Genomic DNA, 23389 nt, shown 5'->3' with positions numbered 1-23389 from the left:
TAAATCAGGCGGTTCCACCTACGGTCAGATTTTCCATCCGCACGGTAGGAATACCGACTCCAACCGGAACGCTTTGACCTTCTTTACCACAAGTCCCCACTCCTGAATCCAACTGCATGTCATTACCGATCATGCTGATTTGGTTCATGGCATCGGGGCCGCTACCAATCAAAGTGGCACCTTTGACGGGATACATCAGTTTGCCGTTTTCAATCACCCAGGCTTCCGAGGCCGAGAAAACAAACTTACCGCTAGTAATATCGACCTGGCCGCCACCGAAGTCTACGGCATATAAACCCTTTTTAACCGAGGCAATAATTTCCTGAGGGTCTTTATCGCCACCCAACATAAAAGTGTTGGTCATGCGTGGCAAAGGAAGGCTGGCGTAGGACTCGCGTCGACCGTTGCCCGTAATGGCAGCGCCCATCAGACGCGCATTATGGGTGTCTTGCAAATAGCCTTTCAAAATACCGTCTTCAATCAAGACGGTACGTTGTGTGGCATTGCCCTCATCATCCATATTCAAGGAGCCACGGCGGTTTTCCAGGGTGCCATCGTCAATGACGGTCACGCCCTTGGACGCCACGCGCTGGCCAATACGACCCGAGAACAGGCTGCTGCCACGACGGTTAAAGTCCCCTTCCAAACCGTGGCCCACGGCTTCATGCAGCATGACACCTGGCCAACCTGGGCCCAGAACCACCGTCATCTGACCGGCAGGTGCGGGTTTGGCTTCCAGATTCGTCATGGCCGAACGCACGGCCTTATCCACGTAGCTGCGCAGCATATCGTCGGAGAAGTAGGACAGATCAACCCGTCCACCACCTGCCGCCGAGCCGCGTTCACGGCGGCCATTTTGTTCAACAATGACCGACAAGGACAAATGCACCAAGGGGCGTACATCGGCGGCCAGACGACCATCGCTACCGGCCACCAGCACGACATCGTATTCCGCACCCAGACTGGCCATGACCTGCACCACGCGCGGGTCCGCTGCACGAGCCAAGGCATCCAGTCGCCCCAACAGGGCTACTTTTTCAGGAGCAGGCAGGCTGGCAATAGGGTCTGTGCCCGTATACAAGGTGGGGCGCTGCGTGTCGGCTGGCACCAAAATGCCGCTTTTACCTGAACCGCCCTGGCGGGCAATCGAGCGCACCACGCGGGCCGAAGACAACAAAGCCTCGGGGCTGAGGGAATCCGAATAGGCAAAGGCGGTTTTCTCGCCACTTAATGCGCGCACACCCACGCCCTGCTCAATGGAAAAGCTGCCGCTTTTGACGATTCCTTCGTCCAGCGCCCAGCCTTCGCTGCGGGTGTACTGAAAATACAGGTCGGCATAGTCAGCCTGATGGGTGAAGATCTCACCGAGCGCGCCGGACAAATGGCTTTCATTCAAGCCCCAGGGCTCAAGCAACAGTCCACGGGCGCATTCCAGGGCATTGATAGCCGGATCAACTAACTTCATCGTTTATTCCTACTGACAGATCCCCGGCAAACCCATGGCTGCAAGGGACGAAAATGGGTACCAAAAGACGTGCTGACATCAACTTGGCTTCCGTCCATCTGAGCATTAAAACAGAATGTGCCCCCGTATGCGATGCCGACGTACTGATCGGGCAGTTTCCTGGCTTTCAGAACCATGAATCAGCCTGTTGAACTAATAGGTTCAAAAATTCCAATTACGACATTTTCTGATACGGAATTAAAACTATTTTAAAATCTTCCTAATTAGAAACCCACCTATATGGTTTTGATATAAACCCATTCAAATTCATGATAACCCCTGATTAGATTAAATAATCAAGAGCCATTGAATTGTCTAATGACCTTAAATAATTACAAAAACCAAACACCTTTTTGATTAAGCGTTTATTTTTTATCCAAACCACTTATCTTTTCAAGAAAATCAAAGTACACTGTTTTCGCATGATAAACACGAGCTTGTACAGGCAGGGTTTATCAGATAACTACAATCATGAAACAGGAATCCCATATGTCAGTCGAAACTTACAGCTCCGCGAAGCAAAAGATAGAAAAAGAGATTCTGCGTCTGCAAAAGCAGATGAAATCCCTTCGAGTCAAACAGCGTCGTCCTGTCATCGCGTCTATCGTCAAGTCCATGCAAGATAACGAGATCACGATTGAAGAAGTCGCTGAAGCGCTGGAAAATTCCGCCCGCCGCGGCGCTGGTGCTGGTTCCAACGGCCCTAAAACCAGCCTGCCTCCAAAATACCGCCACCCCGGCACCCAGGACACCTGGACGGGCCGTGGCCGCCCACCACGCTGGATTATCGATGCTGAAGCCAATGGTCGCAGCCGTGAAGAGTTCCTTATCAAATAAGTTTTGGGAACCAAACAAAAGAAAGGGACCGCTTGAAAAAGCGGTCCCTTTCTTATTGATATAAATCCCCTACATAATGCCGGGGTTCTGGCGACTCAATCCCGAGCTAAAGGATATCGGATATCAATCACTTGTCCATTATTACCCGGGAAACCATCAAATATGGCCTGGGACAAAAACGGCATCTGCTGGTCCAGGTTGTCGGAATGGCTATAAGACACGGCGGTGGCGCGATACACTTCCGCGCCCGAGTTTTGATTATCTGTAATGATTACATTTAGATAATTTTTATACACAGTGACAGGAACATTCACTACATTCGGAGAATAAAAGAAACCTCCGCCCCAACCATCATTTGGCGCATAATAGCCGCGCCCGATTCCCCACGCCGATGGACCATAAAAACTATCTGCAAATTGAGGCACCCAGCTTTGTTCTTGCGGATTGCCATAATCCATTTGCACTACAAAACGCGCAGACTTCAGATCCGCTGCTTGCACCAGTCCGGTCACACCAATAGAGGCCCGTACAGAATCTGCAAAAGACTGGTATTGCAGACTACTGCTTTTGTCCGGCGAGGACTTGATGTAATAGGTATCGCCACTGGTCGCCGTGGGCCATTGCTGATAACGCGTCAATTTGGCGGACCAGCTAGGCGCAGCGCAAGCCGTGGTCAAAACCGCCAATACCAGGCTCATCAGGCGTAGGGCGCGCCAGGAAACCCCTTCAGAAAATAACGTCATAGTTTCACCCTTGCTTGTTTTTCGCTTGCACGTTCAAGCCCGATTAATGGCAGCGCCGTAGCGCCGACGAACAATTAGTTTACTGCCTGTTTCTGGCGTCCAGTGTGGGCGTTCAAACAACATTACAATAGACCATCTTTTTCGATTGTCGGACCAGGATCACATGCGCACAGACACCTTACCTACGATCTCCCGCCACGATTACCAGCCCTACCCTTATCAAATAGATAAGGTACGGCTGGAATTTGATTTGGCGGCCGAGCAAACCTTGGTTCGTCTGGCTTTTCGAGCCAGCAGCCGGGACGGCCAGATCCGCCCCCTGGTACTGGACGGCGAAGACATTGAACTGCTTGAAGTCAGCCTCAACGGGGTCGCCCTGACCGCCCAGGATTACCAGCTTGATGAACAGGGCCTGACGCTCTCGCCCCAGACCGCAGAATGTGATCTGGTGCTGGTAAGCCGTTGCCGCCCCCAAGACAACACCATGCTGATGGGCTTGTATGTCTCGGGCCAGAACCTGTTTACCCAATGTGAAGCCCAGGGCTTTCGTCGTATTACCTTCTTCCCGGACCGTCCTGATGTGATGTCCCGTTATGAAGTGGTCCTGCGCGGCGATGCAAAGCTCTATCCTTATCTGCTGTCCAACGGCAATTTGCTGGAAAGCACTACGCTGGACGATGGACGCAGCCAGGCCATTTGGGAAGACCCATTTCCAAAGCCTTCTTATTTATTTGCACTGGTTGCTGGCGACTTTGATGTGCGCGAACGCGAAATCAAAAAAGCCAATGGCCAGCCTGCCCTATTGCAGGTTTATTGCGATCGTGGTGACGGCGATAAAACAGAATGGGCCATGGAATGCCTGGAACATTCGGTACGCTGGGATGAGCAACGTTTTGGGCTGGAACTGGATCTGGACCGCTTCATGATTGTGGCCGCTCGCGACTTCAATATGGGCGCGATGGAGAACAAGGGCCTGAACATCTTTAATGCCGCCTACGTGCTGGCCGATGCACAAAGCACTACCGATGCGTCCTTTCACGCCGTGGAAGCAGTTATTGGCCATGAGTACTTCCATAACTGGACCGGCAACCGCGTCACTTGCCGCGACTGGTTCCAGCTTTCCCTGAAAGAAGGTCTGACGGTTTTCCGCGATCAGGAGTTTTCGGCTGACATGCTGGCTCAAGGGCTGGACGGCGCTCAAGCCGCCAGCGCCCGCGCCGTCAAACGCATTGATGATGTCAGCGTCCTGCGCGCGGCCCAGTTCCCTGAAGATGCCGGCCCAATGGCTCACCCCATCCGCCCCGAGAGCTATCAGGAAATCAGCAACTTTTACACCGCCACAATTTACGAGAAAGGTGCGGAAGTCATTCGCATGCAGCACACCTTGCTGGGTGAAGAAAACTTCCAGGCTGGTATTCGTGAGTACTTCAAGCGCCATGACGGCCAGGCAGTCACTTGCGACGATTTCGTGGACAGCATGGACAGCGTATATCGCCAGGTCAAACCCGGCCAAAGCCTGGAGCAGTTCCGCCGCTGGTATCAGCAAGCGGGAACGCCACGCGTTCAGGTCAGCCTGCAGCACGACCCTGCCACTCAAACCGCTACGCTGACCCTGCGTCAAAGCAATGCGCCCGCCGGGATCGAAAACAAATCCACACCCAAGCCACCTTTGCACATCCCCTTTGCCTTGGGCATGCTGGATCAGCAAGGCGCACCACTGACCCTGCACCTGGATGGTCAGCAAGGCGATACGCTGGTACTGGATTTCACGCAAGCCGAACAAAGCTGGACCTTCACGCAGATTCCTGAGGCGCCCGTCCTATCCTTGTTGCGCAATTTCTCTGCGCCTGTGCGGGTGGACTACTACCGTCCGGATTCCGAGCTGGCCTTGCTGGCCCGTCACGACACGGATCCATTTGCACGTTGGGAGGCGGCTCAACTGCTAGCGACCCGTCTGATCTTGTCCTCGGCATCGGGACGCACACCGTCGGCCGCACAATTGGCGACCGTGGTGCAAACCTGGCATGCACTGGTCCAAGACCCGGCCTTGAGCCCTGCTTACAAGGCGCGCATCCTGTCCCTGCCCAGCGAGCGCGAATTGCTGGAACAAACCAAGCCCATGACCCCGCGCGCCGTGGTTCAGGCCCGTCGTCAGCTGCAACGTGAGCTGGGCCTGGCCCTGACTCCCTACTGGCAGGAACTGTATCAGTACCTGAGCCTGGAACAAGCCCCGTACAGCCCCGACGCCTTGCAGGCTGGCCAGCGCTCCTTGCGCAATCTGGCCCTGAATTACCTGCTGGTTGCCGGTGTGAATACCGGCCCGCAGTTGGCACGCAATCAATACGATCAGGCCACCAATATGACTGATCGCATGGGTGCCTTGAGCGCTCTGGTGAATTACGGTGACCAAGAGGATCGTCAAGACGGCCTGGATGACTTTTTCCAGCGCTGGCAGGACAATCCTCTGGTGCTGGACCGCTGGTTCAGCTTGCAGGCCACCGCCCCCAGCACGCAAGTTGCCCAGGTGCGCGCCCTGATGCTGCATCCCGCTTTCTCGATGCGCAATCCCAACCGCGCCCGCTCTCTGATTTTCCAGTTCTGCATGAATAATATGCAGGCTGTACACACGCCGGAAGGCTATGCCTTCTGGGCTGAGCAAGTCATTGCCCTGGACAAGCTCAACCCGGAAATCTCTGCCCGTCTGGCCCGTGTGTTTGATAACTGGGCCCGCTTTGAACCCGAAGCCCGCGACCTGCTCAAGGCAGCGCTGGAGCGTATTCAGGCCGAACCTGGCCTGTCGGGCAATGTGGCCGAAATCGTACATAAAGCATTAACTCTTTGACCTCGGAGTCTGTCTTGAAGAAAAACCTTACTCAGTATCTGGTGGAGCAACAGCGCCAGAAGAAAACGGTCACCGCCGACGTGCGCCTGCTGCTGGAAACAGTGGCTCGCGCATGCAAGGCCATTGGCCATGCCGTCAGCAAAGGAGCGCTGGGCGGCGTTCTGGGTTCTCTGGACTCCGAGAATGTCCAGGGCGAAGTTCAGAAAAAGCTGGATGTGCTGTCCAACGAAATCCTGCTGGAAGCCAATGAATGGGGCGGTAACCTGGCGGCCATGGCCTCCGAGGAAATGGATACCCTGCACCGCATTCCCGACTACTACCCCAAGGGCGAAAACCTGCTCTTGTTCGATCCGCTGGATGGCTCGTCCAATATTGACGTGAACGTGTCCATCGGCACGATCTTCTCGGTCCTGAGCGTCCCACCTGAAGCACGTGATCGCGTCATCGAAGAGCAAGACTTCCTGCAACCCGGCGTGCGTCAGGTTGCCGCCGGCTATGCCATTTACGGCCCGCAAACCATGCTGGTCCTGACTGTCGGTGACGGCGTCGCCGCCTTCACCCTGGACAAGGAAATGGGCTCCTGGGTGCTGACCACCGAGCGCATCACCATCCCCGAGGACACCTCTGAGTTCGCCATCAATATGTCCAATATGCGTCACTGGGAAGCCCCGGTAAAACGCTATATCGACGACTGCCTGGCTGGCCCGGACGGCCCACTGGGCAAAAACTACAATATGCGCTGGATCGCCTCCATGGTGGCCGATGTACACCGCATCCTGACCCGTGGCGGTATCTTCATGTACCCTCGCGATGCCCGCGCCTCCGGTCGCAAGGGCAAGCTGCGTTTGATGTACGAAGCCAACCCCATGAGCTTCCTGGTCGAGCAGGCCGGTGGCATGTCGATTGACGGTACACAGCGTATTCTGGACGTGCAACCTACCGAACTGCACCAGCGCATTGGTGTGATTCTGGGTTCGCGCAATGAAGTCGAGCGCGTGCGTCAGTACCACGAGCAAGGCTGATTCCTGTCCGCTGAATCTCAGCGGCTGCCGCACTGCTAAATAAAAATGGCCTCCGCTAAGGAGGCCATTTTTTATAAGTAGAACTATTGGGGCTGCGTGCTTATCGGGCTTTCAAAATACCTGACATACAAATCGGGACATCAGGAAAAACAAGCAACGCCAGAAGAGTGGATGCCTGACTTACACCTGTTATATCAAGCGCAGCGCTGAGCAAGGGCTAGCTGTTCATCCCCCTTCTTACCCGATAATCCGCCTTAATCCAGCGTCAACACCGTCGAGCCCGTGGTACGACGCCCTGCCAATTCCTCATGGGCCTTGGCAACCTGATCCAGCGGGAAACGCTGACCGATCAGCGGCTTGATCTTGCCTTGCAGCACCAGCTCGAACATTTCGTCAGCGGCATCTTGCATGGTTTCCTGTGTAGGCACATAAGCCCCCAGCACAGGACGGGTCACATACAAGGAGCCCTTCGATGCCAGCGTCGCCAGACTCACACCGGTTACCGGGCCGGAGGCATTGCCAAAGCTGACCATCAGGCCACGCGGCTGCAAGCAATCCAGCGAGCGCTCCCAGGTATCCTTGCCCACGCCGTCATATACGACAGGTACTTTCTGGCCATTGGTCAGTTCCAGCACGCGCTGCACCACGTCTTCGTGGGAGTAATCAATCACTTCCCACGCACCGTTCTCTTTCGCCAAAGCGGCTTTCTCGGGACTGGACACCGTACCGATCAACTTCACGCCCAAAGCACGTGCCCATTGGCAGGCGTACAAGCCCACGCCACCCGCAGCGGCATGAAACAGAATCGTCTGGCCTTCATGCACGCGATAGGTCTGGCGCAGCAAATACCAGCACGTCAAACCTTTGAGCATCATGGCCGCCGCCTGCTCAAAAGTGACGCCATCAGGAATGCGTACCACACGATCAGCAGGCACATTACGGGCCTCGGCATACGCACCCAGCGGGCTTTGACCGTAGGCAACACGGTCACCCACTTTCAGATGCGTGACGCCCGAACCGACTGCTTCCACAATGCCGGACGCTTCAAAACCCAAACCATGCGGCAAGGGATTGCTGTAGAGGCCATTACGAAAATAAATGTCGATAAAGTTCAAGCCCACTGCTTTTTGGCGTATGGTGACTTCCTTCTCCTGCGGAGCGGGCAGCTCTACCGAAGCCCACTGCAATACCTCCGGACCACCATTACGCTCAATCCGTATCGCCTTAACCGTCTGCGTCATTGTTTTACTCCTTTGATGAGGGGCCCGTAGCAATGTCTTAGAATAATGCCTTGCTCTTATTGCCTGCCCGACCCACTAGCCCTATCACTGGCTGATATAAAACACCAGAATAGCCTAAATTGACTCCTTTTTTCTCGGATCGCTTTCCATGACGCATGGACGTGCTCTGGCTGCCATTCATGTGGCCGCCGTTCTGTTCGGACTGACCGGCATTTTTGGTGAACTCATTCAGGTCGGCGCCATGCTGATCACCGCGGGCCGAGCCAGCTTTGCAGTCCTGGCCTTGTTTATCAGCATTCGCTCTCAAGGGCGCGGTTTGGGTCAGGGCATGAAAACAGCGGACTTTCGCACCCTGCTAATGGCCTCCATCATGCTGGCCATTCACTGGGCCACTTTTTTTGTGGCCGTCAAAGTGGGCGGCGTGGCCATTGCCACCTTGGGCTTTGCCAGCTTCCCGGCCTTTATTACCTTGTGTGAATGGGCCGTACTGCGCGAGCGCGTTACCGTATCGGAGTGGATCATTCTGGCCTTGGTCACCGTGGGCTTGTTGCTGGTGACCCCCTCTTTTGATTTCCAGGATCAATCCACCATTGGCCTGGCCTGGGCCATTGCCTCCGGCTTTACTTTCGCCATGTTCACCCTCATCAACCGACGCGCAGCCAAGCATCTGTCTGCACAGCAAGTGGCCTGGTGGGAAAACCTGTTTGTCGCCCTGATGTGCTGGCCTTTTGCCATACCGCTGCTGGGCGACAGCACGCTGGTGGACTGGGTATGGATTGCACTGCTGGGGGTGTTTTGTACGGCCTTGTCGCACTACCTGCTGGTCTCTGCGCTAAGCGTTCTGAATGCTCGCAGTGCCGGGATTGTGATCGCCCTGGAACCTGTCTACGCCATCGCTTTTGCAGCGCTGCTTTTCGCTCAATACCCCAGCAGTCGTGCGCTGCTGGGTGGCGCCATCATGATTGGAGCCATCACTTGGGCAGGCTTGCGCCCACCCAAGTCCAACTGATGGCTTAGGCCATCGCTTCCAACACTTGGGCGATAGCCTCGCCTACTTGTGTTGTGCTGGCCTGACCACCCAAATCAGGGGTACGTGGGCCATTGGCCAGAACCTGCTCAATGGCTTGCACTACTTCGGCGGCTGCCTGGGGGTAGCCCAGGAAATCCAGCATCAAGGCACCACTCCAGATCTGACCGACCGGGTTGGCAATGCCCTTGCCATAAATATCCGGTGCCGAGCCGTGCACGGGCTCAAACAAGGAGGGGAATACGCGTTCGGGGTTCAGGTTGGCCGACGGTGCAATGCCGATGGTGCCGGTACATGCCGGGCCCAGATCGGACAAGATATCGCCAAACAGGTTGGAAGCTACAACAACATCAAACCAGTCCGGGTGCTGCACAAAGTGTGCACACAGAATATCGATGTGATACTTGTCCCATTTCACATCCGGGTATTGCTCGCCCATGGCGGCCACGCGGGAATCCCACCAGGGCATGGAAATCGAAATACCGTTGGACTTGGTCGCAGCAGTAACGTGTTTACCGCGTTTTTTAGCCAGTTCAAAAGCGAACTTCAAGACTCGGTCCGTACCCGTGCGGGTAAAGACACTTTCCTGAATCACCACTTCGCGCTGCGTGCCTTCAAACATGATGCCGCCGCTATTGGAGTATTCACCTTCGGTGTTCTCGCGCACGATAAAGAAATCGATATCACCGGGCTCACGACCTGCCAGTGGTGAACGCACACCAGGCATCAAACGCACAGGACGCAAGTTGATGTATTGATCAAATTCACGACGGAACTTGAACAGAGATTCCCACAGCGAAACGTGGTCGGGAACCAGATCAGGCCAGCCCATGGCGCCAAAGAAAATGGCCTCGGTATCCATTAATTGGGCTTTCCAGTCCGAAGGCATCATGGTGCCGTGCTTTTGGTAGTAGTCCGAGCTCCAGTCCAGCACTTTCCAATCAAAATTGATGGCGTGACGGTGAGCGGCCACTTCCAGAATACGCAGCCCTTCAGGCATGACTTCCTTGCCGATCCCATCTCCCGCGATCACGGCAATACGATGAACTTTACTCATTCCTCTTTCCTTGTGGTTTTACATGGCCTCCACGGCCTTATTCTGAAAAGACGCTGCTCTGTTCACAAAACAGCAATTAGCCTGCCAGCTTCCACGGTGCCGGCAGGCTAGTCCAAATCGGTTCAGGATTAATAGCCCTGACTGTGATTCACCCGACCAGTCGCAGGCTTGCCTTGCTGCAAAAGCTCGATGCGCGAGCCAATTTGCTCCAATGCCAATTCACGAACGGTGATACCCGAAATATGAGGCGTAACCATCACAGAAGGAATACCCCAATACGGATGATCGGCTGGCAACGGCTCCTGGGTAAAGGCATCCAGCAAAGCGCCTGACAGATGACCGCTCTTCAGGGCGTCCAGCACATCGGCATCGACCAAGTGGCCACCGCGAGCCACGTTGATCAAATAGCCACCAGGCTGCAAATTCGACAATACGTCGCGGTTGATCAAACCTTCTGTTTGCGGAGTCAGTGGTAAGGCGTTGACCAGGATACGGCTGGCAGAGACGCACTCTTTCAAGCCCTCTTCACCGGCATAGCAAGGGAACTCCGCCTCGTGCAGACGACGCGACCAACCATGTACGGGATAGCCCAGACTGGCGATGACCTTGGCAATCTTGCTGCCAATCGCGCCCAGCCCCAGCACAGCGACTGGCCATTGGCGGCGGTCGATCGGGCGGTAGGCTTTCCACTTTCCTTCACGCGCCTGTTCCTCGTAGGGCTGAAAACGGCCTACCGCACGCAGCACGCCATACAAGGCATATTCGGCCATTTGCTCGGCCATGCCCGCATCTTCCAAGCGGTACAAAGGCATCTCGGCCGGGATGGTCCCTGCGACGGCATCCACGCCCGCCCCCAGATTGAAGGTGGCGCGCAAATGGGGTTCTTGCTTGAACAAGGCCGCATCCGGCTGCCAGACGATGGCGTAGGTCGCCCCGGTGCTGGGCTGACCCGCTACAAACTCATCAACTTTCCAATCGGGATAGGCTTTGCGGAATTCATCCGCCCAACGTGTTGTTTCTGATGGCCTTGTGGTGGCAACAATTAAATGAGGCAGTTGCGTGGGCATTAACGTTTCCCTCCAAATAAAGAACCCAATACCCCACGCAGCACTTTGGTGGCAGCCCGTTTGGTCTCGGTTTTGATCATGCTTTGCACCAGGCCGTCCTTCTTGCCACCACGCGGCCCGGTTGATCCAAACAGAAAGTCATTCACAACGCCCATCAGGCCGTCGTCCTTGCCTGCCGCCGCTCCCGGCTGCGTGGCACCCGCGGCACCATTGGCAGCCGCATCAGCCGCTTTTTTGGCCAGCACCTCGTAGGCGGATTCGCGGTCAATTGCCTGGTCGTACTTCAAGCCAAACAAGGACGCCTGTCGTACCGTTTGCCGCTCCGCATCGGTAGCAGGGCCAATGCGGCTACCCGGAGCCACCAGCCAGGCACGCTCGGTAGGCGTGGGAATCCCCTTGGCATCCAGCATGGACACCAGGGCCTCGCCCACACCCAATTCGGTAATGGCCGCTTCAATATCCAGACCGGGATTGGGGCGCATGGTTTGCGCTGCTGTCTTGACGGCTTTCTGATCACGCGGTGTAAAGGCGCGCAAGGCGTGCTGTACTCGATTACCCAGCTGACCCAGAACGGTATCGGGAATATCCAGCGGGTTTTGTGTCACGAAATAAATACCCACACCTTTGGAGCGGATCAGACGCACAACCTGCTCGACTTTTTCCAGCAAGGCCTTTGGTGCACCTGTAAACAATAAGTGGGCTTCGTCAAAGAAGAAAACCAGACGCGGTTTGTCCAGATCGCCCACTTCCGGCAGGCGCTCGTACAGATCGGCCAGCATCCACAGCAGGAAGACCGCATACAAGCGGGGGGACTGCATCAGCTTGTCGGCTGCCAGCACATGGATCATGCCGCGCCCGGCCGAGTCGGTACGAATCCAGTCCATCACATCCAGCGCTGGCTCACCAAAGAAGCGATCCGCCCCCTGCGTTTCCAGGCGTAGCAAGGCGCGTTGGATTGCCCCCACACTGGCTGCCGCGATATTGCCATACTGATTGCGCAGCTCGGCAGCACGGTCCGATACGTCTTGCAGCACGGCGCGCAAATCCTTCAGGTCCAGAATCAACTGGCCCTCGTCGTCTGCCAGACGAAAGACGATATTGAGAATCCCTTCCTGGGTATCGTTCAACTCCAGAATCTGGGACAGCAGCAAAGGCCCCATGTCGGAAATCGTGGCCCGGACCGGATGGCCCTGCTCGCCAAAAATATCCCAGAAGGTGACCGGGTTCGCCCCCCAGGCTGGCTCGGGCAGGCCCAGCTTTTGCAGACGCTCCTGCAACTTGGGATTGGGTTGGGCGGCCTGGGAAATCCCGCTCAAGTCGCCTTTGGCGTCGGCCAGAAAAACCGGCGTTCCCAGACGGGAAAAGGCTTCGGCCAGTACCTGCAAGGTGACGGTTTTCCCCGTCCCGGTGGCCCCCGTAATACAACCATGCCGATTGGCCAGCGCAGGCAACAGGTAAATGGGAGTATCGCTATTCTGAGCAAGCAAAATTGGATCAGCCATGATTGTTTGTTCTCTTCCGGATAGAATGCCAAGTGCCTAGATTCTAGCGACTTTCGCCCAAGCTCGGGCCTTGTCGCGCAGACAGGTTAAAATAGATCTGTTTTTCTTTGAACGTAGTCTACTGAATTGGTAATACTTTATGGCCGGACATAGTAAATGGGCGAATATTCAGCACCGTAAAGGTCGTCAAGACGCAAAACGGGGCAAACTTTGGACCAAGATCATTCGTGAGGTCACCGTGGCCGCACGTGCCGGCGGCCCTGACCCCGAGTCCAACCCACGTTTGCGCATGGCCTGGGACAAGGCAACCGCTGCCAATATGCCCAAAGACAACATTCTGCGCGCCATCCAGCGCGGCGCAGGCGGCGCGGACGATGCCAACTACGAAGAAATTCGCTACGAAGGCTACGGTATTAACGGCGCGGCCGTGATTGTGGACTGCATGACCGACAACCGTCAGCGCACGGTCTCGGATGTGCGTCACGCCTTTACAAAAAATGGCGGCAATCTGGGTCTGGATGGCTCGGTGGTGTTTCAATTCCGCCACTGCGGTCAGTTTCTGTTCGCTCCGGGCACTTCGGAAGACACGATTATGGAAATCGGCCTGGAAGCTGGTGCCGACGATATCGTGACCGACGAAGAAGGCCTGATCGAAGTGCTGTGCGCTCCTACGGACTACCCGGCTGTGCAAGCCGCGTTCCAGGCCGCTGGTCTGACGCCTGAAGTGGAAGGCGTGGTCATGAAAGCCCTGAACGAAACCGAACTGAGCGGCGACGATGCCGTCAAGATGCAAAAACTTCTGGACGCACTGGAAGGCCTGGACGATGTCCAAGAGGTCTACACCACCGCCGTCATGGACGAAGCCGAATAAGCTATTTCTGAAAACTCCTCTTTGCGGGCCCTGCCCGACTCATCACTATGAAGCTACTTGTTGTCGGCAGCGGCGGCCGTGAACACGCCTTGGCATGGCGCCTGGCCCAATCTGCACGCGTGCAGACTGTCTACGTTGCCCCGGGCAATGGCGGTACCGCGCGTGCCGAACGTATTGAAAACCTGGCCATCACCGATATCCAGGAACTGATTGCCTTTGTGAAGCAAGAAAAAATTGCCTTCACTGTCGTCGGCCCGGAAGCACCGCTGGCCGCCGGCATTGTGGACGCCTTCCGTGCGGCCGGTCTGAAAATCTTTGGTCCCACCCAGGCTGCCGCGCAGCTGGAAAGCTCCAAGGACTACGCCAAAGCCTTCATGGTGCGCCACAACATCCCGACGGCAGCCTACGCCACCTTTACCGATCCGGACGCCGCCAAGGATTACATCCGTCAGCAAGGCGCTCCCATTGTGGTCAAGGCCGATGGCCTGGCCGCTGGCAAGGGCGTGATTGTGGCCACCACGCTGGAAGAAGCATTGGGCGCCATTGACGACATTCTGGGCGATGGCCGCTTTGGTGCCGCCGGTGCCCGCGTGGTCGTGGAAGAATGCCTGACCGGCGAAGAAGCCAGCTTCATCGTGATGTGCGACGGCAAGAATGTGCTGCCCATGGCCACCAGCCAGGACCACAAACGCCTGAAAGACGGCGATCAGGGTCCGAACACGGGCGGCATGGGGGCTTACTCCCCCGCCCCTATCGTCAGCCCCACGCTGCATAACCGCATCATGCGCGAAGTCATTCACCCCACCATGCAAGGCATGGCCAAGGAAGGCTTGCCCTACTCCGGCTTTCTGTACGCGGGCGTGATGATTGACGATGGCCCGGACGCTACCCGCCCCATCAAGGTGCTGGAATTCAACTGCCGCATGGGCGACCCTGAAACCCAGCCCATCATGATGCGCATCAAGAGCGATCTGACCGAAACCTTCGAACTGGCTCTGGCTGGCAAGCTGGACGAGGCCACTATCGAATGGGATCGTCGTACCGCCATTGGCGTGGTACTGGCCGCGGCCAACTACCCCGAAGAGCCTCGTACTGGTGATGCCATCACGCAATTTGCGAAAGACACCGACGAGTGCATCACCTTCCATGCAGGTACGCAAATGAAAGACGGCACCGTGGTCACCACGGGTGGTCGGGTACTGTGTGTCACCGCCATGGCCGACTCCATCCGTCGCGCTCAGGAAGCCGCTTACGAGGCCATTTCCCAAACGCATTTCGACGGCAAGCAATTTCGCACCGATATCGGCTGGCGCGCTCTGCCCAGCAGTGAATCCTGATTGTCGCAGCAAGGTCTTTTCATGTCTTTACCCATTGATACCGTCCAGGCTTATTTCCGTCAGTTGCAAAGCCACATCGTGGACACTCTGGAGCAGCTGGATGGCACGCCTTTCGAGTCGGACCAGTGGGATCGTCCAGAAGGCGGTGGCGGTCTGTCCCGCCTGCTGGAGAACGGCCCCGTGTTCGAGCGGGCGGCCGTTCTGTTCAGCCATGTCAAAGGCCACACCCTGCCTCCATCGGCCAGCGCCCACCGCCCCGAACTGGCAGGACGCCCCTGGGAGGCCATGGGTGTTTCGCTGGTGATTCACCCGCGCAATCCCTTTGTGCCCACCACCCATATGAATGTGCGCATGTTTGTGGCCCAGGCCCAGACAGCGGATCAAGAGGATGTGTTCTGGTTTGGCGGCGGTCTGGACTTGACGCCCTACTACCTGCACGAAGACGATGCCCGCCATTTCCACCAGGTGTGCCACGATGCTCTGACGCCGCACGGTGCGGATTATTACCCGCGCTACAAGCGCTGGTGCGACGAATATTTTTATCTGAAGCACCGCAACGAGACCCGTGGCATTGGCGGCATTTTCTACGACGACCTGAACGAGCCCGGCTTTGAAGCCAGCTTTGCCCTGACCCGCTCCGTGGGCAATTCCTTTACCGATGCCTATGCACCTATCGTGCGTGCCCGCATGGATCAGGAATACACCCAGGCGCATCGAGACTTCCAGGCCATTCGTCGCGGCCGCTATGTCGAATTCAATCTGGTCTTTGACCGTGGCACCCTGTTTGGCCTGCAATCGGGTGGCCGTACGGAATCCATCCTGCTGTCCATGCCACCCCAGGCGAACTGGCGCTACAACTGGTCGCCTGAACCCGGCACGCCAGAAGCGGCCCTGGCGCAATACCTGGTGCCTCGCGAATGGATTTAAAGCGTGTCGGGCTCCTGGGTGGCAGTTTCGACCCCATCCATAAAGCTCATGTAGCGCTGGCGCTTGCTGCGTTTGACCAACTGCAGCTGGACCAGGTTCAGTTGCTGCCCGCTGCCCAGCCCTGGCAACGCGACGCCTTGGGTGCCAGCACCCAGGATCGTTTGGTCATGGCCGAGCTGGCCGCCCAAAGCCATCCGGGCTTGCAGGTCAACCCCGTAGAGATCGAGCGCGGTGGCCCAACCTACACCATCGACACGGTGCGCAGCTTGCCCGCCGGGTCGCGCTACTACTGGATTTTAGGCAGCGACCAACTGCATAATTTTTGCAGCTGGAACGACTGGCAAGAAATTCTTGAATACGTCGAGCTGGCTGTTGCCCAGCGCCCCGGCAGTCCTTTGGAGACGCCCGTCGCCTTGCAGCAGGAACTCAGTCGACTTCAGCGCCGTTTGCATCAGATTGACTTTCTGCCCATGGACATCTCGGCCACCCAGATTCGGGAGCGAGTGCAGCGCGGTGACAACATCGCCGCCCTGGTCCCGGAAGAAGTCGCTCAATACATTGACAAAAAACGGCTCTATCTTTCCCACCCACAGGCGCGCCCTGTATAGTTCTTTTTATGAATATAGAAACACTTCAACGACTCGTCATCGATGCCCTCGAGGACGTCAAAGCTCAAGACATCAAGGTCTTTAGCACTACCCACATGACCGGCCTGTTCGATCGTGTGGTCATTGCCAGTGGTACTTCCAACCGGCAAACCCGCGCTCTGGCCCAGAGCGTGTTTGACAAGGCCCGCCAAAACAAGGTCGAAGTCCTGGCCCATGAAGGCGAAGACACCGGCGAATGGGTGTTGCTGGATTTGGGTGACATCGTGGTGCATTGCATGCAGCCAGCCATCCGCCAGTACTACAACCTGGAAGAACTTTGGGGCGAGCGCCCTGTCGAAGTGGAACTGCTGCCGCAATCGCGCCAGGTTCCACCGGCTGGCTTTTTTGCCAGCGCCGACGAAGACGAAGACTAAACCCTTCCTCTGTCCTGTCGGCAATACCCGGGCCGCAGCTTACGATGCGGCCTTTTTTCTTTTACGACATTTCATGAAACTCATTGTCATCGCGGTAGGTCAGCGCATGCCCGACTGGGTGGAACAAGGCTGGCAGGAATATGCTCGCCGCATGCCCCAGGACTGCGCCATCGAGCTGCGCGAAATCAAGGCCGAACCCCGTACCAGCGGCAAGACGCCTGCCCAGATGATGCAGGCCGAGGCCAAACGCATTGAAGCGGCCATTCCCGCCCAGGCGATGCGCATCGCCCTGGACGAACGCGGCAAGGACCTGACCACCGTCAAGCTGGCTCAGGAGCTGGAGCGTTGGCGCAGCAGCGGTCAGGATATTGCCATTCTGGTCGGTGGCCCGGACGGACTGGATGCGGCACTCAAGCAAAGCTGCCACGGCATGTTGCGTCTGTCCTCCCTGACCCTGCCCCACCCCTTGGTACGTATCTTTCTGGCCGAGCAACTGTATCGCGCCTGGTCCGTCATGACCGGGCATCCTTACCACCGCGCCTGAACCTTCTTTTAGTCCTGGTTTCTTATGCCTTTTCAGCCCATCTATCTGGCCTCAGCCAGTCCACGTCGCCACGATCTGCTCAACAGCATCCAGATCACTCATGAAGTCCTGCATGTGCCCAGCCCTCCGGGCGAGGATGAACCGCGTCTGGAACAGGAAGCGGTGCTGGATTATGTCCGTCGCACGGCCCGTGACAAGCTGCTGCGCGCCCTGGAATGGCGAGCACAGGACAGCAGTCTGGATCAGGAGCGCGCTATTTTGAGTGCCGACACCACGGTCTGCATGGACGAGACCATATTTGGCAAACCTGCTGATCTGGCCGATGCCGCACGTATCTTGCGCGAGCTCTCGGGCCGCCGTCACAAAGTGATGACCGCCTTGTCCCTGGGCGTAGGTGGTGTGGAGTTTGAAAGTATCAGCATCAGCGAAGTCAGCTTCAAAACGCTGAACGAACAAGAAATTGCGGAATACTGCGCCAGCGGCGAGCCTATGGGTAAAGCGGGAGCCTATGGCATTCAAGGTCTGGGCGGTGCTTTTATCAGCCACTTGAGTGGCAGCTATACCGGCGTAATGGGCTTGCCTGTTCACGAAACCTACCGCTTGCTGGAACTGGCCAATCTGAAGATCCGCGCCTAAAGACCGGCTAATACAGAGAAACAACCTGATCAGAACAGGAATGGGGAACTATCCAGGCAAGGTCTAGTCCCATTCTTTTATTCCATTTGGATCTTAGTATATATTTTCTGGATATATACATTCACCGACTGTTTTGCAGGATTAACCACCATGCCGCTTTCCTCTTTTTCGATCCGTCTTGCCTTGGCCGGTTTACTGTGCGCCAGCACCGTCGTCCAAGCCGCCGACCGCCCCGCTGCCTTGAAGGCCCTGGAAGAGCAAGGGCTATCCATTGTGGGCGAGTTTGATGCTCCCGGTGGCCTGAAAGCCTGGGGTGCGTATAGCGGGAATCGCGCATTGGCCATCTATAACCTGCCCGACGGGCAGCACATGATGGTGGGCACCATGATCGATGCCAAGGGTGAAGAGGTACGCCCGGCCGGTCTGGACGAACTGGTGCAACCCGCCATTGCCAAGGACATGCTGGGCAAGCTGGAAAAATCCCGCTGGATCAAGGATGGCGACGACAAGGCGCCACGCGTGGTCTACGTTTTTACCGACCCGAACTGCCCTTACTGCATGCAGTTCTGGCAAATGGCTCGCCCCTGGGTTGAGTCCGGCAAAGTACAGCTGCGCCACGTCATGGTGGGCATTCTGGCCCCCAGCAGCAGCCTGAAATCGGCTGCCATCCTGGCCGCCAAAGACCCCACCAAGGCCTTGAACGAGCACTCTTTGGCCATGCTGAAAGATCGCAGTGCCGGTGTGAAAGGCCTGGACAGTGTGCCCAATGATATTGAAGCCGATCTGACCCGCAATGAAGATCTGATGATGGGCTGGGATTTGCGTGCCACCCCCGCCATGGTCTGGCAGGATGAGCAAGGTCGCGTTCAAATGCAGACCGGCGCTTCACCCGACATTACCGAACGCGTTTTTGGCCCACGCTAATTTCAAGCAGGACGTTTATTCATGAGCACTCGTGTTCTCTTGCATGCCCCCACTGCCCATGCCCTGGAGCGTGCCCGCAGCAATGCGCGCAACTTGCTCAAGGACATACCGGATGCCCAGATTCGCATCATCGCCAATGCGCAGGCCGTTAAAGCCTGCGTAGAAGGCGCGGAACACGATTGCGACGCCTACACCTACCTGTGCCCCAACACGCTGCGCAATCAGTCCCTCAGTGCGCCAGAACGCTTCCAAACCTTGGAGCAAGGGGCCATCACCGCCCTGGTGAAACTACAGACGGAAAACTGGATTTACATTCGAGCCTGATGGGGTGTAGGGCCAGAACAACAGACCATACTGGCCGGTCATGATTCTGCCTGCCCCCGCCCAAACCTTGATACGATAGCTAAGCTCGCGACAAGCGGGCCTGTTTTTACCCGTATCACAAGGAATCCGTCATGCCCACCCTCGTCCGTTCTGCTCTGCGTCCCTGCCTTTTACTGGCTTTATGTGCTTTAGGAACCAGCCAGGCACTTGCACAGCAAACTACCGTGGGTGTCGGTGTTGGCTTTGCCCCCAAGTACGAAGGGGCTGACAGCTACGACGGCCGTTTCTACCCGCTGCTCTCGCACCGTAACGGCCACTTTTTCCTGGCTCCCAAAGCAGGCATGCCTGCCATCGGTCTGCAAACCAATCTGACAGACAACTGGACTATCGGTACTTACGCCGCTCTGGCCCGTGCCCGTAAATCCGGTGATGCCGACCGCCTGTACGGAACTGATGATATTGATCGTCACGGCAATCTGGGTGTATTTACTGCTTACCAACTGGGCAATGCCAAGATTGAAGGCAGCTACTACCAGGCACTGAAAAGCGGTTATGGCGCCACGGCCGTTCTGGATTTGAGCTACCGCCTCTGGAACGATCAGGACAGCAGCTTCTCGCTGGGTGCCGAATTGAAATGGTCCAACGAAAAAGCCATGCGCACCTATTTTGGCGTGAAGTCGCATGAAGCTGCTGGCAGCAATGGACAACTGCGCACCTACCGCCCTGACGCTGGTTTGCGCTCTTATGCTTTGTACGGCCAGTACACCCACAAGATCAGCGAAAGCTGGTCCCTGCAAGGTCTGCTAGGCGTGAACACCCTGGGTGAAGAGGCCAAAGACAGCCCGCTAGTCGAGAAGAAAAGCAGCGTCTTTGGTGGCGTAGGCTTGGGCTACAGCTTCTAAATTCCTGTCAGGGTCTGCCGACCCGCTTGACCGTCAAGCCGTTGTGCTCCAGGCGTGCCTGCACAACGGCTCGATGATCGCCCTGAATCTCCAGCGTTCCCTCTTTCAGCGTCCCGCCCGCTCCACAGGCGTTCTTCAGTTCCTTGACCAGCGCCTTGAGCTGCTCCTCGGGCATCACCAGGCCCGTTACCACGGTCACTCCCTTCCCTTTTCGCCCTTTGGTTTCCAGACTCAAGCGCACCGGCCCCTGAGTCTGAGACAGGCTTTGCTCGCGCCGATTCTCCTCGCAACGACATTGCTTTTGTGGCTGCCCGCAATCAGGACACATACGCCCTTGTTCCGTGCTGTACACCAGCCGAGACAGCTGATCCGATAAGCTGGCCATAAAACCTGGCTCCCTTCGCTGATTAAATAAAAAAGGCCCCCACGCTGCGCCTTTGGCTTGCGCTCCACCTCGCGGCTTGCATGCCGCTCGGATTCGCCAGGCACACAGCAGTCCGCAATGGACTACTGTGTCCGGGCTCATCCCCAAGGGGGCTTTTTACCGGGGGCGCCGAGCCTTGGGACGGCCCGACAGTAAAAAAAAGCCCACCGAACTTCGGTGGGCTTTACGCTGGACCAGGCCCAGACGAATTACATCATGCCCATCAGGACCAGACCAAGCAATTGCTCGGAAGTGAAACGCTGGCCGTTGATGTCGAACACGCGATCCTTGCCGTCGTACTTGATGGCCGTGGAAATGCCGTTCTCGTCATTCTTGACCATATTGGATTCAGCGTAAGGAGCGACAGCCGCATCCAGAATCATGTCCAGCATGGCAGCATTGCCTTCTTCAGGCGACAGGCCTTCAGCCTTGTCCATATCGGCAGCCAGGCCACGCAGCATGGGCTTGGAAATCAGAACATCCAGCTGAGCAGCAGGAATGGCTTCGATCCACATTTCAGGGCTGGTTTGCAGCTCTTGCAAAGTCGCATTGGGCTTTTGGAAGTCCATACGCAGTGTGGCTTTGGACTCGCCAGCGGCGGTGTACCAACGCAGAGGCTCAACACGCAGCACAGGTTTGTGCTCCAGCGCCTGCAGCACCAGTTCCATCATCTTCTGAGCCGTTGGGCCATCTACCGAGTCCATATCGTTTTGCAGATTGGAATCGGAAATCAACTTGGACAGGGCGGAGATTGCAGGTGCGTAAACGCGGTCAAAGTTCATCGACAGCTCAACCGAACCCAGCTTGACCTTGTCTTCAAACACCAGATCAGTCAGCGCGTAAACAACCTTGGTATCACTGACGGAGTCTTTGGTGACCGCATCGGAATTGATGGCGATCTGCTTGAAAGTAATACCATCGGTCTCGGCAGATTGCATCTTGACGTCATCGACGCTCAGCTTGCCGACCTGGGTGCCGCTGACATTGATGTCACCGTCTTGCTTGAAGTCCACCACGAAGTTGGAGGCTTCCAGCTTCAAGGGATCTGCGCTGATGTCATCAACAAACAGCTTGGGGAAGCTGCCGGTCACAACAATATCTTTGCTCTTGCCACCGGCTTTGGTGCGCAATTGACCGCCGCTGAAGTCTACTTTGACTTCGTCGCCTTGGTGCTTGATGGCTTCAAAATGCACATTGGAGTCCACGGCACCGTCAAAACCGACCAGGCTGTCCGCCCACAAAGGAGTCTTGTCGCCCGTCAGCTTGTACCAGCCTTCGGTGTCTTTGGTCTTGACCAGAGTGCTGTGCGACAAGGCGGCAACAGGGGTGAAGTTGCCCAGAGCCATTGCCGACATAGGCAGCGGGCCATGGCTGATCTTGTCATCAAAAGTCAGCTCCAGAGGCTTCTCTTCAGCGTCGGAAGGCTTGATGGTGATGGTGTAACGAGCAGTAGAGGAAAATACGCCACGTTGGTAGTCCACCACGTTCATGACGACCGACTCGCTCATGCCCATTTGCTGCATCTGCTCGGCAGCCAGGGTATTGAACTGGGCCACTTTCTCACCCACCAGCGCTTCAGTTTTCTTACCGGTGTACCAGGTCGAACCGCCGTATGCGGCCGCTAACACGACAACCAGTGTGACCAGCCCTGTACTTTTCTTCATGACTTCCCTTTTGTAGACCTACAGTCCCAACTTCAAATAGCCGACATAATACCGAAACTAAGTTTGACTGATGGTAGTTTATTCCCCGTAATTGTAACTATTCACATGCGTAATGCGAGCGACATCGTCTGCGCCCAAGCCCAAACGATGGGCCGCACGATAGGTTTGCTGGGCTGCATGAGCCACTGGCATGCTGGTGTGACTGGCACTGGCCAGCTCCGCCACGGTATTCAAATCCTTCAACATGGTATCGACCGACGCTTTTACTTGATTGTCGGGCGTAGTCATGCGCGGCACGAACAATTGCAGCAAAACCGAATCGGCCCAACCACCCCCCAGGGCCTCACTGATTTTGGAGGCGTCCACGCCATTGTCATTGGCCAGGCTCAAGGCCTCGGCGATAGCGGTCAAGGTGGTGGCCACAATGGTCTGATTGCATAACTTTGTTACTTGGCCGGCCCCTACCGCCCCCATCAAGGTGACGCGCTGCGAATACGCGGCCAGCACCGGACGAACACGATCCAGCTGCGCCGCCTGCCCGCCCACCATGATGGCCAGCGTGCCTTGTTCTGCTCCGCCTACACCACCGGATACCGGAGCATCCAGCCAATGAGCCCCGCAACGTTGCTGCAATTGGGCAGCCATCTCGCGTGTAGCCTGTGGAGGAATCGAGGAATGGTCCACCACAATCCGCAAGGCTCCCTGTACCGATGCCAGGCCCTGCTCGCCCAGGACCGTGTCGTGCACCGCCTGCGCATCGAAGACGCACAGGAACACGGCTTCGCACTGCTCGGCCATTTGCGCCGGGGTATCGCACCAGTGAGCACCGGCTTCGATCAGGGCTTGCCCCTTGTCCTTGGAACGATTCCAGATACGAACCTGATGACCGGCATTCAACAAGCGGCGCACCATAGGCTGACCCATACGGCCCAAACCACAAAAACCAATATTCATGTCTCGTCCTTTACGCCCC

The 23389-nt window shown here is 56.6% G+C and carries 23 protein-coding genes; 14 read left to right on the top strand and 9 right to left on the bottom strand.

Features of this window, described 5'->3' with window-relative positions:
* Positions 1-4 precede the first annotated feature (4 nt).
* Positions 5-1465 (bottom strand): metalloprotease TldD, encoded by a 1461-nt coding sequence (gene tldD / locus ACFPDR_RS05895; protein WP_009456184.1) that lies wholly within the window; start codon positions 1463-1465, stop codon positions 5-7.
* Positions 1466-1993: 528 nt separating this feature from the next.
* On the opposite strand from tldD, the gene ACFPDR_RS05890 reads away from it, so the two are divergent.
* Positions 1994-2341 carry an H-NS family nucleoid-associated regulatory protein gene (locus tag ACFPDR_RS05890; RefSeq protein WP_009456182.1) on the top strand — a complete coding sequence of 116 codons (348 nt, stop codon included), beginning with the start codon at positions 1994-1996 and terminating at the stop codon, positions 2339-2341.
* Between the two features lie 95 nt (positions 2342-2436).
* Here the strand turns inward: ACFPDR_RS05890 and ACFPDR_RS05885 are convergent, their stop codons facing one another.
* On the bottom strand, positions 2437-3084 hold the full coding sequence (locus ACFPDR_RS05885; RefSeq protein WP_060186909.1) for a DUF4136 domain-containing protein: 648 nt from the start codon (positions 3082-3084) through the stop codon (positions 2437-2439).
* Positions 3085-3247: 163 nt separating this feature from the next.
* On the opposite strand from ACFPDR_RS05885, the gene pepN reads away from it, so the two are divergent.
* Positions 3248-5926 (top strand): aminopeptidase N, encoded by a 2679-nt coding sequence (gene pepN, locus ACFPDR_RS05880; protein ID WP_083053297.1) that lies wholly within the window; start codon positions 3248-3250, stop codon positions 5924-5926.
* Positions 5923-6948, top strand: a complete 1026-nt coding sequence (locus tag ACFPDR_RS05875) for a class 1 fructose-bisphosphatase (protein ID WP_009456167.1) — start codon at positions 5923-5925, stop codon at positions 6946-6948. Before pepN ends, ACFPDR_RS05875 begins: the two co-directional genes overlap by 4 nt.
* Positions 6949-7202: 254 nt before the next feature.
* On the opposite strand, the gene ACFPDR_RS05870 is transcribed toward ACFPDR_RS05875, so the two are convergent.
* A complete protein-coding gene (locus tag ACFPDR_RS05870) occupies positions 7203-8189 on the bottom strand; it encodes a quinone oxidoreductase family protein (protein WP_060186911.1) in 987 nt (328 codons plus the stop codon).
* A 148-nt stretch (positions 8190-8337) separates the two neighbouring features.
* Here ACFPDR_RS05870 and ACFPDR_RS05865 point away from each other — a divergent pair, with 148 nt between their 5' ends.
* Positions 8338-9198 (top strand): DMT family transporter, encoded by an 861-nt coding sequence (locus tag ACFPDR_RS05865; RefSeq protein WP_009456164.1) that lies wholly within the window; start codon positions 8338-8340, stop codon positions 9196-9198.
* Between the two features lie 4 nt (positions 9199-9202).
* On the opposite strand, the gene ACFPDR_RS05860 is transcribed toward ACFPDR_RS05865, so the two are convergent.
* From ACFPDR_RS05860 to ACFPDR_RS05850, 3 genes are all read right to left on the bottom strand, one after another.
* Positions 9203-10273 carry a tartrate dehydrogenase gene (locus tag ACFPDR_RS05860; RefSeq protein WP_060186913.1) on the bottom strand — a complete coding sequence of 357 codons (1071 nt, stop codon included), beginning with the start codon at positions 10271-10273 and terminating at the stop codon, positions 9203-9205.
* Positions 10274-10401: 128 nt separating this feature from the next.
* Positions 10402-11340, bottom strand: coding sequence for a 2-hydroxyacid dehydrogenase (locus tag ACFPDR_RS05855; RefSeq protein ID WP_060186914.1), 939 nt, complete (start codon positions 11338-11340; stop codon positions 10402-10404).
* Positions 11340-12842, bottom strand: coding sequence for a helicase HerA-like domain-containing protein (locus tag ACFPDR_RS05850; protein ID WP_035272578.1), 1503 nt, complete (start codon positions 12840-12842; stop codon positions 11340-11342). Before ACFPDR_RS05850 ends, ACFPDR_RS05855 begins: the two co-directional genes overlap by 1 nt.
* Before the next feature lie 139 nt (positions 12843-12981).
* On the opposite strand from ACFPDR_RS05850, the gene ACFPDR_RS05845 reads away from it, so the two are divergent.
* The 10 genes from ACFPDR_RS05845 (at position 12982) to ACFPDR_RS05800 (ending at position 20328) form a co-directional block, all read left to right on the top strand.
* Positions 12982-13713, top strand: a complete 732-nt coding sequence (locus ACFPDR_RS05845; RefSeq protein WP_026483044.1) for a YebC/PmpR family DNA-binding transcriptional regulator — start codon at positions 12982-12984, stop codon at positions 13711-13713.
* 47 nt (positions 13714-13760) lie between these two features.
* Entirely contained in the window at positions 13761-15050 is a 1290-nt protein-coding gene (purD, locus tag ACFPDR_RS05840; protein ID WP_022983309.1) for a phosphoribosylamine--glycine ligase, read from the top strand.
* A gap of 21 nt (positions 15051-15071) precedes the next feature.
* Positions 15072-15977, top strand: a complete 906-nt coding sequence (gene hemF / locus ACFPDR_RS05835; protein WP_376910801.1) for an oxygen-dependent coproporphyrinogen oxidase — start codon at positions 15072-15074, stop codon at positions 15975-15977.
* A complete protein-coding gene (gene nadD, locus ACFPDR_RS05830; RefSeq protein WP_035272573.1) occupies positions 15968-16585 on the top strand; it encodes a nicotinate (nicotinamide) nucleotide adenylyltransferase in 618 nt (205 codons plus the stop codon). Before hemF ends, nadD begins: the two co-directional genes overlap by 10 nt.
* An 8-nt stretch (positions 16586-16593) precedes the next feature.
* Positions 16594-16998, top strand: coding sequence for a ribosome silencing factor (gene rsfS, locus ACFPDR_RS05825; protein WP_009456142.1), 405 nt, complete (start codon positions 16594-16596; stop codon positions 16996-16998).
* 73 nt (positions 16999-17071) lie between these two features.
* Entirely contained in the window at positions 17072-17542 is a 471-nt protein-coding gene (gene rlmH / locus ACFPDR_RS05820) for a 23S rRNA (pseudouridine(1915)-N(3))-methyltransferase RlmH (protein ID WP_009456141.1), read from the top strand.
* 24 nt (positions 17543-17566) lie between these two features.
* Positions 17567-18178: a Maf family protein gene (locus ACFPDR_RS05815; RefSeq protein ID WP_026483047.1), complete on the top strand. Its 612-nt coding sequence runs from the start codon at positions 17567-17569 to the stop codon at positions 18176-18178.
* 150 nt (positions 18179-18328) lie between these two features.
* Positions 18329-19102, top strand: coding sequence for a thiol:disulfide interchange protein DsbG (dsbG, locus tag ACFPDR_RS05810; RefSeq protein ID WP_321387176.1), 774 nt, complete (start codon positions 18329-18331; stop codon positions 19100-19102).
* 21 nt (positions 19103-19123) lie between these two features.
* Positions 19124-19426 carry a hypothetical protein gene (locus tag ACFPDR_RS05805; protein ID WP_376910797.1) on the top strand — a complete coding sequence of 101 codons (303 nt, stop codon included), beginning with the start codon at positions 19124-19126 and terminating at the stop codon, positions 19424-19426.
* A 131-nt stretch (positions 19427-19557) separates the two neighbouring features.
* Positions 19558-20328, top strand: a complete 771-nt coding sequence (locus ACFPDR_RS05800) for a MipA/OmpV family protein (protein WP_009456452.1) — start codon at positions 19558-19560, stop codon at positions 20326-20328.
* A 7-nt stretch (positions 20329-20335) separates the two neighbouring features.
* Here ACFPDR_RS05800 and ACFPDR_RS05795 read toward each other — a convergent pair whose 3' ends face one another.
* The 3 genes from ACFPDR_RS05795 to ACFPDR_RS05785 form a co-directional block, all read right to left on the bottom strand.
* The gene (locus tag ACFPDR_RS05795; RefSeq protein WP_137430170.1) at positions 20336-20713 is read right to left on the bottom strand and encodes a translation initiation factor; all 378 of its coding nucleotides are present in this window, start codon (positions 20711-20713) and stop codon (positions 20336-20338) included.
* 248 nt (positions 20714-20961) lie between these two features.
* Complete coding sequence (locus ACFPDR_RS05790) at positions 20962-22416, bottom strand: YdgA family protein (RefSeq protein WP_035272563.1); 1455 nt, start codon at positions 22414-22416, stop codon at positions 20962-20964.
* Between the two features lie 78 nt (positions 22417-22494).
* Positions 22495-23370, bottom strand: a complete 876-nt coding sequence (locus ACFPDR_RS05785; protein WP_035272561.1) for an NAD(P)-dependent oxidoreductase — start codon at positions 23368-23370, stop codon at positions 22495-22497.
* Positions 23371-23389: the final 19 nt, after the last annotated feature.

The organism is Alcaligenes sp. GCM10023179 (assembly GCF_042653705.1).
Taxonomy (GTDB): Bacteria; Pseudomonadota; Gammaproteobacteria; order Burkholderiales; family Burkholderiaceae_B; genus Alcaligenes; species Alcaligenes phenolicus.
Note: the sequence above shows the minus strand (reverse complement) of the source record. Positions and strands in the feature narration are given on the sequence as shown.